This window comes from Streptomyces sp. NPDC048001 (genome assembly GCF_043203115.1).
Lineage (GTDB): Bacteria > Actinomycetota > Actinomycetes > Streptomycetales > Streptomycetaceae > Streptomyces > Streptomyces sanyensis.
In genome coordinates this window covers 224736-238537 of the sequence record NZ_JBIDBN010000011.1, presented here as the reverse complement: position 1 = coordinate 238537, position 13802 = coordinate 224736, and the positions used below count along the sequence as shown (strand labels likewise).

Below are 13802 nucleotides of genomic sequence, written 5' to 3'. Positions count from 1 at the left end.
GTCTCCCGCCCCACCCGCCGCTCGTGCGTGAAGTTCTGCGGATCATAGTTCTCCTGATGATCGTTCAGGAGCCCGAGGGGGACACCGCGGCGCCCGCCGGGGCCCCCGGGGCGCGGCCCCCGGCCGATGGCGCCGCGTGACCGCTCCGCGGGAGAGGGTACGGTCCGTGACCATGGACAGCAGCATCACCCGCGATCTCTACCGGGACATCGTCGACTTCGCCCACGCCACACCCCCCTGGGTCCAGCACTTCGCCGAACTCTTCACGGAACTGGGGCTGTTGCTCTTCGCCGTGCTCTTCCTGGCGGCCTGGTGGCGCTCGCGGACCCGGGACGAGGGCTCCATAGCCCTCGCCGTGCTCGCCCCGCTGGCGACCGCGGCCGGATACGTGGTGAGCGAGTCGTTCAAGTCCGTTGTGGACGAGGAGCGTCCGTGCCGGACCGTCACCGAGGCGGCGGCCTCGCTGGTGCCCTGCCCGCCCACCGGGGACTGGTCCTTCCCCAGCAACCACTCGGCCATCGCGGGCGCCGCGGCCCTGGCACTGGCACTGGCCTGGCCCCGGATCGCGCTGCTGACCGTGCCGCTGGCGGTGCTGATGGCCTTCTCCCGGGTGTTCGTCGGCGTCCACTACCCGCACGACGTGGCGGTCGGCCTCGTGGTCGGCGCCCTGGTCGCGCTCGTCTTCGTCCTCGCCCTGCGCCGTCCCGCGCAGGCGCTGCTGGGCACCATGCGCACGAGCCGCACGGGCGTGGTCCTCTGGTTCGCCGGGCCGGGCCGCGCCTCCTGAGCCCCGCACGCGGGCGGACCCGGCGGCGCGGGCCCCTCGGCGGTCCGCCGGGAGGGGCGGCAGGATCAGCGCCCCGCCGCCCGCATCCGGCGTCCGCCCGCCCGGACGTGCCAGGATCGTGACTGCCATGACTGCCACTCACGCCCACGCATCCCCGATCCCCGACTCCCCCCAGGACCCCGCCGCCCTGCACGGGCCCGTGATCGCCTGGTTCGAGCAGCACGCCCGCGACCTGCCCTGGCGCCGCCCGGAAGCGGGCGCCTGGGGGGTGATGGTCAGCGAGTTCATGCTCCAGCAGACCCCCGTCGCGCGGGTCCTGCCGGTGTACGAGCAGTGGCTGGCCCGCTGGCCGCGCCCCGCGGACCTGGCCGCCGAGGAACCCGGCGAGGCCGTCCGGGCCTGGGGCCGCCTCGGCTACCCCCGCCGGGCCCTGCGGCTGCACGGCGCCGCCCAGGCCATAGCGGAACGCCACGGCGGGGAGGTCCCGAGCGACCACGCCCAGCTCATCGCCCTGCCCGGCATCGGCGAGTACACCGCGGCGGCCGTCGCCTCCTTCGCCTACGGCCAGCGCCATGCCGTGCTGGACACCAATGTGCGCCGCGTCCTCGCCCGTGCGTCGACCGGGGTGCAGTACCCGCCGAACGCGACCACGGCCGCCGAGCGCCGGCTGGCGCGGGCCCTGCTCCCCGTGGAGGAGGCGACCGCCGCCCGCTGGGCCGCCGCCTCGATGGAGCTCGGCGCCCTCGTCTGCACGGCTCGCAACGAGGACTGCGGTCGCTGCCCGATCGCCGACCGCTGCGCCTGGCGGCTGGCCGGCAAACCGGCGCACGAGGGCCCGGCCCGCCGCGGGCAGTCCTACGCGGGCACCGACCGCCAGGTGCGGGGGCGGCTGCTCGCCGTGCTGCGCGAGGCGACCTCCCCGGTGCCGCAGTCCGTCCTGGACACGGTCTGGCACGAGCCCGTGCAGCGCGCCCGCGCCCTGGACGGGCTGGTCGCGGACGGGCTGGTCGAGCCGCTCGACGGGGGCCGCTACCGGCTCCCCTCGGGGCGCCCGGCGACGCGGTAGGCCGCCCCGGGCCGCCCGCCGAGCGGCCCGGGCACGCCGTGCGCAGCGCTCCTCCCGGGCCCCGGCGGCCACCCGCCGGGACCCGAGCCGAGCGGCCGCTCCCGCGTCCGCGACCTGGACCGTTACACAACCGATGGGTGGCCGTGCGCCGACCGACGGCTGCCCCGCACAGCCCCGTGACAGACCCCCCGTAGCTTCTGTGGGGCACGGACAACGGGGCTTGACGGGGACACGGAGGCGGATCGGCATGGCGCACGGCGAGGTGCTCGGGTTCGAGGAGTACGTACGCACGCGGCAGGAGGCCCTGCTGCGCAGTGCACGCCGGCTCGTGCCCGACCCGGTGGATGCCCAGGACCTGCTGCAGACCGCACTGGTCCGCACCTACGGCCGCTGGGAGGGGATATCGGACAAGTCCCTCGCGGACGCCTACCTCCGCCGCGTCATGATCAACACCCGTACCGAGTGGTGGCGCGCCCGCAAGCTGGAGGAGGTCCCGACCGAGCAGCTGCCGGACGCCAGCGTGGAGGACGGCAGCGAGCAGCGCGCCGACCGCGCCCTGCTGCTGGACCTGCTCGACGCCCTCGCCCCGAAGCAGCGCAGCGTCGTGGTGCTGCGGCACTGGGAGCAGCTGAGCACCGAGGAGACCGCCGACGCCCTGGGCATGTCGCCGGGTACGGTGAAGAGCACGCTGCACCGGGCGCTCGCCAAGCTCCGCCAGGAACTGGAGGCGCGGGACCGGGACGCCCGCGCCCTGGAGCGCGCGGAGACGCGGCGTATCCACCGGCAGGGCGGACGGGAGCAGGAGCGGTGCGCGGCCTGAGAGGCACGGACGGCGAGGCGGAGAGCGGGACCGGAGCGAGGAAGGCGGCCGGCGCGGTGGTGACCGCGCTGGTCGCCCTCGCCGTGCTGGCGGCGGGCTGCTCGGCCGGCGGCTCGGGGCTCCAGGACGAGGGCGAGGCGCCGGACGCGCCGACGAAGGGCACGCCGTCGCCGGGGCCCTCGTCGAGCACGGGCCTGTTCGCCCAGGCGGTGGACGCGGCCGCGCTGCTGAAGGCCGACCCGGAGGTCAGCGCCCGGGTCAAGGCCGATCTGCGGCCCTGCGCCGCGGACTCCTACCCGGTGGACACCTCCTACGGGATGCTGACCGGCGGCAGCTCCCCCGATGTCGTGGTCAACGTCATGACCTGCGGCGACGCGGTCGGCCTCGCCACCTATGTGTACCGTGCGGACGGGGGGCGCTACGAGAACGTCTTCGCCGTGGAGGAGCCCGCCGTGTACGCGGCCATCGACCGCGGCGACCTGGTGGTGACCAAGCAGGTGTACGCCTCGGGCGACCCGGTGGCGGAGCCCTCCGGCGAGGAGGTCACCACCTACCGCTGGTCGGCGGGGAAGTTCGCGCAGGAGTACTGGGTGCGCAACGAGTACAGCCGGTCCGTCGGCGGCGGCGAGGGCGTCGCCTCGGCGGAGACACCGACCCCCGCGGAGGACTGACCGCCGCTCCGCCCGCGCACCGGGCGTGCGGAACCCATCACGACACGGCGACCGGGCGGACCGGTCGGGAACGAGAGCTGACGGATGGCCGAGACCCATGTCCTGTTCGTCGAGGACGACGACGTCATCCGCGAGGCGACCCAGCTCGCCCTGGAGCGGGACGGCTTCGCGGTGACGGCCGTGCCCGACGGGCTCTCGGGGCTGGAGGCCTTCCGCGCCGACCGGCCCGACATCGCGCTGCTCGACGTGATGGTGCCGGGCCTGGACGGAGTGAGCCTGTGCCGCCGGATCCGCGACGAGTCGACCGTGCCCGTGATCATGCTCTCGGCCCGTGCGGACGCCATCGACGTGGTGCTCGGCCTGGAGGCCGGGGCCGACGACTACGTGACCAAGCCCTTCGACGGCGCCGTCCTCATGGCGCGCATCCGGGCGGTGCTGCGCCGCTTCGGGCACGCCGCCGCCCTCGCGCCGGGGCAGGGGGGCCAGGGCGGCCCGCTGGTCTTCGGAGAGCTGGAGGTGGACACCGAGGGCATGGAGGTGCGCCGCGGGGGTGCTCCCGTGGGGCTGACGCCCACCGAGATGCGGCTGCTGCTGGAGTTCTCCACCGCGCCCGGCACGGTGCTGTCGCGGGACCGGCTGCTGGAGCGCGTCTGGGACTACGGCTGGGGCGGTGACACACGCGTCGTCGACGTCCATGTCCAGCGGCTGCGCGCGAAGATCGGACAGGACCGCATCGAGACGGTCCGCGGCTTCGGCTACAAGCTCAAAGGGTGAGCACCCGGCCCATGATCCGTCCCGACCTGCGCACCGGCGTCCGGTGGAAGATCAGCGTCGCCATCGCGGCCGTCGGCGCGCTGATCGCGGTGGCCCTGAGCCTGGTGGTGCACAACGCGGCCCGGGTCTCGATGCTCGACAACGCCCGCGACGTCCAGATCGACCGGATCCTGCTGGCCCAGCGCTGGTACGAGTCGTCCAAGAACCGGGACCCGCGCTTCAACAGCAGGATCAACGACCCCGCGCTCCCCGCGGAGCTGCGCCGCCTGGTCCGGGACGGGCGGCGCGGCAGCTACGTCGACGACGAGGGGGACACCCCCGAGATCTGGGCCGCCGTGCCGCTGGCGGGCGGGGACGTGCTCTCCCTGCGGACCGAGTTCACCGGCCGCAGCGCGACCGTGCTGAAGGACCTGGACCGGGCGCTGATCATCGGCTCGGTGGCGGTGGTCTTCGGCGGCTCCGCGCTCGGGGTCCTGATCGGCGGCCAGCTCTCGCGCCGGCTGCGCAAGGCCGCCTCCGCCGCCCGCAACGTGGCGCGGGGGGACACCGGGGTACGGGTACGGGAGGCCATCGGCGGCATCGTCAGGGACGAGACCGACGACCTGGCGCGGGCGGTGGACTCGCTGACCGACGCGCTCCAGGCGCGCATCGACGCGGAGCGCCGGGTGACCGCGGACATCGCCCATGAGCTGCGTACTCCGGTCACCGGGCTGGTGACGGCGGCGGAGCTGCTGCCGCCCGGGCGCCCCAGCGAGCTGGTGCGGGACCGGGCGCAGGCGCTGCGCACGCTGGTGGAGGACGTGCTGGAGGTCGCCCGGCTGGACGGCGCGTCGGAGCGGGCGGAGCTCCAGGAGATCCTGCTCGGCGAGTTCACCGCCCGCCGGGTGACCGCCCTGCATCCGGACGCGGTGGTGCGGGTGGTCCACGAGTCGTGGGTGTCCACCGACCCGCGCCGCCTGGAGCGGATCATCGGCAACCTGGTGACCAATGCCGTGAAGTACGGCGTGGACCCGGTGGAGGTCACGGTGGAGGGCCGGGTGGTCCGGGTGCGCGACCACGGTCCGGGGTTCCCCCCGGCGCTGCTGCGCGAGGGCCCGAGCCGCTTCCGCACCGGGGCGCGGGACCGCGCGGGGACCGGGCACGGGCTGGGGCTGACCATCGCGGCGGGCCAGGCGCGGGTCCTCGGGGCGCGGCTGACCTTCCGCAACGCCGCGGCGGAGGGGGTGGCGCCGCACGGCGAGGCGGGCGGGGCGGTCGCGGTGCTGTGGCTGCCGGAGCAGGCGCCGACGGTCACGGGCAGCTTCCCGCTCCCGGTGGTCCCGGAGGGGCCCCCGCGACGCCGGCGGCGGCCCTGGAACCGGGGGTGAGGCCGGTTCCGGGGCCGCCGGGGTCCCGGTGCGGTGACCGGGCGGGGTGCGCCGGGGGGCTGCGTCGCGCGGTGCGTCAGATGGTGACGCCGACGGAGCGCAGGAAGCTGGCCGGGTTCAGCGCGGAGCCGTAGTTCGGGGTGGTGCGGATCTCGAAGTGCAGGTGCGGACCGGAGGAGTTGCCGGTGTTGCCGGACTTGGCGATCGTCTGGCCGGTCTTGACCTTGGAGCCGGGCTTCACGTTGATCTTCGACAGGTGCGCGTACTGCGAGTACTTGCCGTTGGCGTGCTTGATCACGACGGCGTTGCCGTAGGCGGGGCCGTCGCCGCCGCCGTTGGGGCCGGCCTTGACGACGGTGCCGGCGTGGGCCGCCTTGACCGGGGTGCCGACCGGGACGGCGAAGTCCTGGCCGGAGTGCTTGCTGGCCCACATCGAGCCGCCCTGGGCGAAGCTCGCGGTCAGCGTGTACTTGGCGACCGGCTTGACCCAGGAGGCCTTCTTCGCGGCGGCCTTCTTCTTGGCGGCGGCCTTGGCGGCCGCGGCCTTGGCGGCGGCGCCGGCCTGGGCCTCGGCCTGGGCGGCCACGGCGGAGGCGGCGCTCGCGGCGAGGGGCTTGACCGCCGTGCCCGCGTCTGCGGAGGCGACACCCGCACCGGCTCCGACGACCATCACGGCGCCCATTCCGGCGGCCACGACGGCACCACGGGTACGGAGCACGGACGGGCGGAGACGGTGGATCATGGTGCGCTTCGACATACGGGAAACCTCCGGGCATGAATGGACCCGGCGTGCTCGCCGGGCTGGCCCCACCTTGGTAACCCGTCCACCCAAGTCGCCTCAAATGCCTCAACTACGACATCAGGTCGTAGAGAGGGCGAGGGAAATCGGACTCTTGACGCACCGGACACCCCCCGCCCGAAGCCCCGAAGAACGAACCGGGATGTCCGGATTGGATCAGGTTTAGCCGCATGTCGGGGCCCAGCAGCGGCACCTTCGGCCCGTGCGCCCGCCGGACGTGGCACCCGGGGCCCGCAGGGCCGGCACCACCGGAGGCCCGACCCCCCGGAAGAGCACCGGAGTCCCGCACTATTCCATCTAGTAGGTCCGTTTCGTCCTGTGCGCCTTGTCACGGGCGAAGCGCCCCACGGAGGCTCGAAAGGTGACCCGGGCCACGCGGAACCGCCGTTCGGGTGAGGCCAACGCGCGCCCGTTTTGCACCATTTGGGAGTGACCGGTGCCACATGGCGCAACGCCCCGCGGCATGCTTCCGCGGCACGGGGGTGTGCGGGATCCTCCGGTGCCATGAGCAGACCCCCCGAACCCGCGCGCCACCGCCCCTCCGCCCTGCGCCGCGCCGGGGCCCTGGCCGCCGTCGCGGCCCTCGCCTGCACCCTCCTCGCCTGGGGCCCGCCCGCCGGGGCGGGCCCCTCCGACACCGGGCTCAAGGGCGCCCTGGACGAGATCCTCACCGACCCCCGGCTCGACGGGGGCTCCGTGAGCGTCGTCGTCGCCGATGCCGCCACCGGCGAGCGCCTCTACCGGCGCGACGCGGGTGACCGGCTGATGCCCGCCTCCACCACCAAGATCGCCACATCGCTCGCCGCCATGGCCCTGCTCGGGCCCGGCCACCGCTGGACCACCCGGGTACTGGCGAGCGGCCACCGCCACGGCTCGACCCTGCACGGGGACCTGTACCTGCGGGGCGACGGCGACCCGACGATGCTCGCCGCGGACTACGAGCGGCTGGCCGCGGACGTGGCCGCCGCCGGCATCCGCCGTGTGACGGGCCGGATCCTCGCGGACGACACCGCCTTCGACGGCGTCCGGCTGGGCCGCTCCTGGGCGGCCGAGGACGAGTCCGCGTACTACTCCGCGCCGGTCTCCGCCCTGACGCTGGCCCCCGACACCGACTACGACGCCGGGACCGTCCTGGTGGAGGCCCGTCCGGGCGCCCGGCCCGGAGACCCGCCGCGGGTCTCCCTGACGCCGCCCACCGGGCATGTGCCCCTCGAGGTCACGGGCCGCACGGTCGACGAGGGCGGGGCCGACACCCTCACCGTCGACCGGCCGCACGGCGGCGCCACGATCACGGTGACGGGCACGATCCCCCTCGGGGCGCCCGCCACGAAGGAGTGGATCGCCGTGCGGGACCCGTCCGGCTACGCGGCCTCCGTCTTCGCGGAGTCCCTCGCCTCGCACGGTGTGCGGGTCCGGGGCACGACCCGGACCGGGCGGCCCACCCCGCCCGGCGCACGGGTGCTGGCCTCCCACCGCTCCATGCCGCTGTCCCAGGTGATGCACCCGTTCATGAAGCTGTCGAACAACATGCACGCCGAGGCCCTGGTGAAGACCATCGGCCGCGTACGGGCGGGCGAGGGGAGCTGGGCGGCCGGACTCTCCGAGGTGCGGGCCCACCTCGCGGAGCGGGGCGTCCGCACCGCCACCGTGCGCCAGGCCGACGGCTCGGGCCTGTCCCGGATGAACCTCTTCCCCGCCGAGGAGCTCACCACCCTGCTCCTCGCGGTGCGCGACGCCCCCTGGTACGCGCAGTGGTCGGCCTCCCTGCCCGTGGCCTGCGCACCCGACCGGGCCGTGGGCGGGACCCTGCGCTCGCGGATGTGCTCGACACCGGCCGCGCTCAACGCCCGGGCCAAGACCGGCTCACTCACCGGTGCCTCCGCCCTGTCCGGCACGGTCACCGACGCCGGGGGGCGGGAGCTGGTGTTCGGCATCCTGCTCAACGACTACCTGGCCCCCTCGGTGAAGAGCGTGGAGGACGCGATCGTGGTCCTGCTCGCCTCCTCGGACACGGCGGCCGGCCGAATCGGGGCGGTCCGCCCGCCCGCCGCGCGCGAGGGCGGCGCCGAGGACGGGCTGGAGTGCTCCTGGCGCAAGCCGGCCTCCTGCTGAGCCGGGCCCGCGCACACGGAAGGGCCTGGCCCGGACACCCCTCCAGGGGTGTCCGGGCCAGGCCCTCCGACCGTGTCTCAGGCGTGCCCCGGCGGGCCGCTCACGCGTCCTTGGAGAGGTTCGGCCCGCTGCCGCCGGCCGCCTGCTCGATCGGCGGGACGTCCGGCAGGGCCGACTTCTCCTCGCCGCGGAAGGTGAACTTCTTCTCCTCGCCCTCGCCCTCGGTGTCCACGACCACGATGTGACCGGGGCGCAGCTCGCCGAAGAGGATCTTCTCCGAGAGCACGTCCTCGATCTCGCGCTGGATCGTCCGGCGCAGCGGCCGGGCGCCCAGCACCGGGTCGTAGCCCCGCTTGGCGAGCAGCTGCTTGGCCGAGGAGCTGAGCTCGATGCCCATGTCCCGGTCCTTCAGACGCTCGTCGACCTTGGCGATCATCAGGTCGACGATCTGGATGATGTCCTCCTGCGAGAGCTGGTGGAACACCACGGTGTCGTCGACACGGTTGAGGAACTCCGGCCGGAAGTGCTGCTTGAGCTCCTCGTTGACCTTCGCCTTCATCCGCTCGTAGCCGGTCTTGACGTCGCCCTGGGCGGCGAAGCCCAGGTTGAAGCCCTTGGAGATGTCCCGGGTCCCGAGGTTGGTCGTCATGATGATGACCGTGTTCTTGAAGTCCACGACCCGGCCCTGGGAGTCGGTCAGGCGACCGTCCTCCAGGATCTGGAGCAGGGAGTTGAAGATATCGGGGTGGGCCTTCTCGACCTCGTCGAAGAGGACGACGGAGAACGGCTTGCGGCGCACCTTCTCGGTGAGCTGGCCGCCCTCCTCGTAGCCCACGTAGCCGGGGGGCGAACCGAAGAGGCGGGAGACCGTGTGCTTCTCGCTGAACTCCGACATGTCGAGGGAGATCAGCGCGTCCTCGTCGCCGAAGAGGAACTCGGCGAGCGTCTTGGAGAGCTCGGTCTTACCGACACCCGAGGGGCCGGCGAAGATGAACGAGCCACCGGGGCGCTTCGGGTCCTTCAGGCCGGCCCGCGTACGGCGGATGGCCTGCGAGAGCGCCTTGATGGCGTCCTTCTGCCCGATGACCCGCTTGTGGAGCTCGTCCTCCATGCGCAGCAGACGCGAGGACTCCTCCTCGGTCAGCTTGAAGACCGGGATGCCGGTGGCCGTGGCGAGGACCTCGGCGATCAGCTCGCCGTCGACCTCGGCGACCACGTCCATGTCGCCGGCCTTCCACTCCTTCTCCCGCTTGGCCTTCGCCGCCAGCAGCTGCTTCTCCTTGTCGCGGAGGGAAGCCGCCTTCTCGAAGTCCTGGGAGTCGATCGCGGACTCCTTGTCCCGGCGGACGCCGGCGATCTTCTCGTCGAACTCGCGCAGGTCCGGCGGCGCGGTCATCCGGCGGATGCGCATCCGCGAGCCGGCCTCGTCGATGAGGTCGATCGCCTTGTCCGGCAGGAAGCGGTCCGAGATGTACCGGTCGGCCAGGGTGGCGGCCTGGACCAGCGCCTCGTCGGTGATGGAGACCCGGTGGTGCGCCTCGTAGCGGTCGCGCAGGCCCTTGAGGATCTCGATGGTGTGCGGGAGCGAGGGCTCCGCGACCTGGATCGGCTGGAAGCGGCGCTCGAGGGCCGCGTCCTTCTCCAGGTGCTTGCGGTACTCGTCCAGCGTGGTGGCGCCGATGGTCTGGAGCTCACCGCGGGCCAGCATCGGCTTGAGGATGCTGGCGGCGTCGATCGCGCCCTCGGCGGCGCCCGCACCCACCAGGGTGTGGAGCTCGTCGATGAACAGGATGATGTCGCCGCGGGTGCGGATCTCCTTGAGCACCTTCTTCAGGCGCTCCTCGAAGTCACCGCGGTAGCGGGAGCCGGCGACCAGGGCGCCCAGGTCCAGGGTGTAGAGGTGCTTGTCCTTGAGGGTCTCGGGCACCTCGCCCTTGACGATGGCCTGCGCCAGGCCCTCGACGACCGCCGTCTTGCCGACGCCGGGCTCGCCGATGAGCACGGGGTTGTTCTTGGTGCGGCGGGACAGCACCTGCATGACCCGCTCGATCTCCTTCTCGCGCCCGATGACCGGGTCGAGCTTGGACTCGCGGGCCGCCTGGGTGAGGTTCCGGCCGAACTGGTCGAGGACGAGGGAGGTCGAGGGCGTGCCCTCGGCCGGGCCGCCCGCGGTGGCGGCCTCCTTGCCCTGGTACCCGGAGAGCAGCTGGATGACCTGCTGCCGCACCCGGTTGAGATCGGCGCCCAGCTTCACGAGGACCTGGGCGGCCACGCCCTCGCCCTCGCGGATCAGGCCGAGCAGGATGTGCTCGGTGCCGATGTAGTTGTGGCCCAGCTGGAGGGCCTCCCGGAGCGACAGCTCCAGGACCTTCTTGGCACGGGGCGTGAAGGGGATGTGCCCGGACGGGGCCTGCTGGCCCTGGCCGATGATCTCCTCCACCTGCTGGCGGACCGCCTCGAGCGAAATCCCGAGGCTCTCCAGGGCCTTAGCGGCGACACCCTCACCCTCGTGGATAAGGCCCAGGAGGATGTGCTCGGTGCCGATGTAGTTGTGGTTGAGCATCCGGGCTTCTTCCTGAGCCAGGACGACAACCCGCCGCGCGCGGTCGGTGAACCTCTCGAACATCGTTAATCGCTCCTCAGAGCGGTCAGGCAGTAAGGGGTCGGTCCCCTCCCTGTCCTTCCGCAGCTTAGTCCCGCAAGCGGGGACCGCTCATTCCAACTGCCGACACCCGTCTGTGGCCTCCTGACCCCTGAACGCCGACAACTGCTCCAACCCGATGGTGCGAGACGATGTTCCCGCAGGCCAGGCACATACGCTCGCCACCAGTACGCCGATGGCGAACGTGGGACGGCCCGGCGAGCGTGTCGCCCCTCCCCACTAGGAATGTCTTACCCGCCGCCACCGACAGTCCATGCGGCGCACCCCCGTTCCCTCAGCTACGGGCGAACAACCTTGCGCCGTTCACCCCCCGCGGACCCTGCCCGATCCGACACACTGTGCGATGTCGCACACACCCTGTGTGACGTCCCGGAGGGTCGAGGAGTTCCCGGATCATGGCCGCAACCGTCCCGCCCGCCGTCCCGCACCCCCGCGCGTCCGCCGAGGACGGCGCGGCGGACTGGTACCGCACGGCGCTCGGCTGGGACGCGGTGGCCGGACCACCCGTCCAGCTGCTGACCGGCGCCGTCTTCGACGTGCTGGAGCTGCCGCTCGACGCCGGGGCCGCGCTGCTCGCGCGCGGGCCCGCGACGGGGCCCGCCGCCGCGGCCGGGGACCGGATGCGGCTGCTGACGGCCGCCGGGACGGCGGACGAGCTGCCGTCCCTGCTGGAGTGGCTGGACTGGGGCGGCGTGGACCTGGACCTCGCCTCCGTGGGGGCGGGCGGGCGGATCACCGCTCCACCGCCGCCCGGGCAGGCCGCCCGCGGGGAGCACCGCTGGCTGCGCCCGCCCGTGGCAGGACGCCGGGCGCAGCTCCCGGCCCTCAGCGGACTCGGGGGCAGGGCGGACGGCCCCGACCTGGTCCGGCTGGTGGCCGCGGCGGCCGCCGAGTGCCACCGGGTCCGGCTGCTGCGCGCGGTGCGCGCCCGTGCCGGAGGGACGGGGATTCAGCCGTTGGCCTTCTCGTAGGCCTCGCGCACGGCGGCGGGGACACGGCCGCGGTCGTTGACCTCGTAGCCGTTCGCCTTCGCCCATGCGCGGATTTCCGCGGTGTCCTTGTTGCCACCCGCCGCCGCACGGCCCTTGCCCCGGCCCGCCGCGGCGCGACCGCCGGTTCGCCGGCCGTTCTTCGCGTAAGGCTCCAGCAGTGTCCGGAGCTTGTCCGCATTGGCGGTGGTGAGGTCGATCTCGTAGGTCTTGCCGTCCAGAGCGAACGTCACGGTCTCGTCCGCCTCGCCGCCGTCGAGGTCGTCGACAAGAAGGACCTGAACCTTCTGCGCCACCGGATTTCCTTTCATCGAAAAATGCAGTACGCGGAAAGGAAACCGCTTTTCCGTGGAAAACACAAACCCTCGGCCGAGGTTCAGAACCACGAGAACGCGGGAAACGTACGCGATTCGGACATAGGGTTCGCTGCTTCCCTCCGGCCCATGCTGCCCTCACAGGTGCAGAAGCATGCGGCTGTTGCCCAGGGTGTTCGGCTTCACTCGTTCGAGCCCCAGGAACTCCGCGACGCCCTCGTCATAGGAACGCAGCAGCTCGGCGTAGACATCGGTGTCGACGGGGGTCTGGGACTCCCCGATCTCGACGAAGCCGTGCTTCCCGAAGAAGTCCACCTCGAAGGTCAGGCAGAATACGCGGCGCACCCCCAGCCAGCGCGCCGTCTGCAGGAGCTTGCCGAGCACCCGGTGGCCGACGCCGTGCCCGCGGAACTCCGGGTCGACCGCCAGGGTGCGGACTTCGGCGAGGTCCTCCCACATCACGTGCAGGGCGCCGCAGCCCACCACCTTCGCGTCCTCGTCGCGTTCCGCGACCCAGAACTCCTGGATGGCCTCGTAAAGAGTGACCGTCGCTTTGTCGAGCAGGATGCCTTCACTCACGTACGGATCGACCAGTCGCCGCACGTCGGGGACATCGCCGGTCCTGGCCCGCCGGATGGTGACGGCATTTGCTGCGGCATAAGGCATGGCGCGACGCTATCGCCCCGTCCCGCCCGCCCCGTCGGCGGCCTCGCCGTCCTCGCCGGGTTCGCCTCCCGCCGCGCCTTCGGCGTCTTCGCCGCCCGCGTCGCCCAGATCTCCCTGGAGGATGCGCATCGCCGCGCGCAGCGTCTCCCGCTGCTCCGGCGACATCATCCCGAAGAAGGCGACGAGAGCGGCCGCGGGGTTGTCGCTCTGGGCCCAGGCTTCGTTCATCAGCGCCGCCGCGTAGGCGGCGCGTGTGGAGACGGCGGTATACCGATAGGCGCGGCCGTCGACTTCGCGGCGCACCCAGCCCTTCTGATGGAGATTGTCCATAACCGTCATGACGGTCGTGTAGGCGATGGACCGGTCCTTCTGGAGGTCCTCCAGGACTTCCCGGACGGTGACCGGCCGGTTCCATCGCCAGACGCGGGTCATGACGGCGTCTTCGAGCTCTCCCAATTGGCGGGGCACATTGCCACCATAGTGGGAGGAAGTCCGGCAGCGGGCCATTGACGGAGGAGGCATCGAAAAGGACGCACGGCGCGTGAGTGCCGTGCGTCCTTCGGTGTCGCGTCGGGTGCCCGCCGGGCGGGCCGCCCCGCTCAGGCGTCGGTGCCGGGCTGCCGCGCGGACTCCGCGCGGCTCAGGGCGGCGTCCACCGCCGCGTCCTCCTTGGCCTTGTTGGGGCCGCCCTGGCTCTTGACGATCGTCACCACCAGGCCGATGAAGAACGCGGCCATCACCACCGGGGGCACGAGCGCGGAAACGTAGTCCATGG

Annotated in this window: 14 protein-coding genes; 8 read left to right on the top strand and 6 right to left on the bottom strand. The window is 72.9% G+C overall.

The annotated features are described in order from the left end of the window. Window positions 1-172 precede the first annotated feature (172 nt). The 6 genes from ACGF15_RS21860 (at window position 173) to cseC (ending at window position 5485) form a co-directional block, all read left to right on the top strand. Window positions 173-787: a phosphatase PAP2 family protein gene (locus tag ACGF15_RS21860; RefSeq protein WP_345614279.1), complete on the top strand. Its 615-nt coding sequence runs from the start codon at window positions 173-175 to the stop codon at window positions 785-787. A gap of 127 nt (window positions 788-914) precedes the next feature. Next, a complete protein-coding gene (locus ACGF15_RS21855; protein WP_392801167.1) occupies window positions 915-1853 on the top strand; it encodes an A/G-specific adenine glycosylase in 939 nt (312 codons plus the stop codon). 247 nt (window positions 1854-2100) lie between these two features. After that, on the top strand, window positions 2101-2673 hold the full coding sequence (locus ACGF15_RS21850; protein WP_345614281.1) for a SigE family RNA polymerase sigma factor: 573 nt from the start codon (window positions 2101-2103) through the stop codon (window positions 2671-2673). After that, window positions 2661-3344, top strand: a complete 684-nt coding sequence (locus ACGF15_RS21845) for a hypothetical protein (protein ID WP_345614282.1) — start codon at window positions 2661-2663, stop codon at window positions 3342-3344. Before ACGF15_RS21850 ends, ACGF15_RS21845 begins: the two co-directional genes overlap by 13 nt. A gap of 84 nt (window positions 3345-3428) precedes the next feature. Further along, window positions 3429-4118, top strand: a complete 690-nt coding sequence (cseB, locus tag ACGF15_RS21840; protein ID WP_345614283.1) for a two-component system response regulator CseB — start codon at window positions 3429-3431, stop codon at window positions 4116-4118. An 11-nt stretch (window positions 4119-4129) separates the two neighbouring features. After that, window positions 4130-5485 (top strand): two-component system sensor histidine kinase CseC, encoded by a 1356-nt coding sequence (gene cseC, locus ACGF15_RS21835; RefSeq protein WP_392801254.1) that lies wholly within the window; start codon window positions 4130-4132, stop codon window positions 5483-5485. Window positions 5486-5561: 76 nt separating this feature from the next. Here the strand turns inward: cseC and ACGF15_RS21830 are convergent, their stop codons facing one another. Further along, window positions 5562-6242, bottom strand: a complete 681-nt coding sequence (locus ACGF15_RS21830; RefSeq protein WP_345614284.1) for a M23 family metallopeptidase — start codon at window positions 6240-6242, stop codon at window positions 5562-5564. A gap of 546 nt (window positions 6243-6788) precedes the next feature. On the opposite strand from ACGF15_RS21830, the gene dacB reads away from it, so the two are divergent. Then, on the top strand, window positions 6789-8396 hold the full coding sequence (gene dacB, locus ACGF15_RS21825) for a D-alanyl-D-alanine carboxypeptidase/D-alanyl-D-alanine-endopeptidase (protein ID WP_392801162.1): 1608 nt from the start codon (window positions 6789-6791) through the stop codon (window positions 8394-8396). A gap of 100 nt (window positions 8397-8496) precedes the next feature. On the opposite strand, the gene ACGF15_RS21820 is transcribed toward dacB, so the two are convergent. Further along, complete coding sequence (locus tag ACGF15_RS21820) at window positions 8497-11022, bottom strand: ATP-dependent Clp protease ATP-binding subunit (RefSeq protein WP_256526613.1); 2526 nt, start codon at window positions 11020-11022, stop codon at window positions 8497-8499. A gap of 431 nt (window positions 11023-11453) precedes the next feature. Between ACGF15_RS21820 and ACGF15_RS21815 the strand changes: the two genes are divergently transcribed. Then, the gene (locus tag ACGF15_RS21815; protein ID WP_392801158.1) at window positions 11454-12029 is read left to right on the top strand and encodes an SCO3374 family protein; all 576 of its coding nucleotides are present in this window, start codon (window positions 11454-11456) and stop codon (window positions 12027-12029) included. Here ACGF15_RS21815 and ACGF15_RS21810 read toward each other — a convergent pair. The 4 genes from ACGF15_RS21810 to ACGF15_RS21795 form a co-directional block, all read right to left on the bottom strand. Next, window positions 12008-12343 carry an Lsr2 family protein gene (locus tag ACGF15_RS21810; protein WP_256526665.1) on the bottom strand — a complete coding sequence of 112 codons (336 nt, stop codon included), beginning with the start codon at window positions 12341-12343 and terminating at the stop codon, window positions 12008-12010. The genes ACGF15_RS21815 and ACGF15_RS21810 overlap by 22 nt on opposite strands. Before the next feature lie 156 nt (window positions 12344-12499). Continuing rightward, on the bottom strand, window positions 12500-13027 hold the full coding sequence (locus ACGF15_RS21805; protein ID WP_345614287.1) for an amino-acid N-acetyltransferase: 528 nt from the start codon (window positions 13025-13027) through the stop codon (window positions 12500-12502). Window positions 13028-13036: 9 nt separating this feature from the next. Then, entirely contained in the window at window positions 13037-13495 is a 459-nt protein-coding gene (locus tag ACGF15_RS21800; protein ID WP_392801155.1) for a BlaI/MecI/CopY family transcriptional regulator, read from the bottom strand. 131 nt (window positions 13496-13626) lie between these two features. Further along, on the bottom strand, window positions 13627-13800 hold the full coding sequence (locus tag ACGF15_RS21795) for a hypothetical protein (RefSeq protein ID WP_256526609.1): 174 nt from the start codon (window positions 13798-13800) through the stop codon (window positions 13627-13629). Window positions 13801-13802 lie beyond the last annotated feature (2 nt).

What these genes read in the sequence shown, in the direction of transcription:
- ACGF15_RS21860 (WP_345614279.1), top strand. Translation starts at nt 173, where the DNA reads ATGGACAGCAGCATCACCCGCGATCTCTACCGGGACATCGTCGACTTC.
- ACGF15_RS21820 (WP_256526613.1), bottom strand. Translation starts at nt 11,022, where the DNA reads ATGTTCGAGAGGTTCACCGACCGCGCGCGGCGGGTTGTCGTCCTGGCT.
- dacB (WP_392801162.1), top strand. Translation starts at nt 6,789, where the DNA reads ATGAGCAGACCCCCCGAACCCGCGCGCCACCGCCCCTCCGCCCTGCGC.
- ACGF15_RS21830 (WP_345614284.1), bottom strand. Translation starts at nt 6,242, where the DNA reads ATGTCGAAGCGCACCATGATCCACCGTCTCCGCCCGTCCGTGCTCCGT.
- ACGF15_RS21805 (WP_345614287.1), bottom strand. Translation starts at nt 13,027, where the DNA reads ATGCCTTATGCCGCAGCAAATGCCGTCACCATCCGGCGGGCCAGGACC.
- cseB (WP_345614283.1), top strand. Translation starts at nt 3,429, where the DNA reads ATGGCCGAGACCCATGTCCTGTTCGTCGAGGACGACGACGTCATCCGC.
- ACGF15_RS21850 (WP_345614281.1), top strand. Translation starts at nt 2,101, where the DNA reads ATGGCGCACGGCGAGGTGCTCGGGTTCGAGGAGTACGTACGCACGCGG.
- ACGF15_RS21855 (WP_392801167.1), top strand. Translation starts at nt 915, where the DNA reads ATGACTGCCACTCACGCCCACGCATCCCCGATCCCCGACTCCCCCCAG.
- ACGF15_RS21795 (WP_256526609.1), bottom strand. Translation starts at nt 13,800, where the DNA reads ATGGACTACGTTTCCGCGCTCGTGCCCCCGGTGGTGATGGCCGCGTTC.
- cseC (WP_392801254.1), top strand. Translation starts at nt 4,130, where the DNA reads ATGATCCGTCCCGACCTGCGCACCGGCGTCCGGTGGAAGATCAGCGTC.
- ACGF15_RS21815 (WP_392801158.1), top strand. Translation starts at nt 11,454, where the DNA reads ATGGCCGCAACCGTCCCGCCCGCCGTCCCGCACCCCCGCGCGTCCGCC.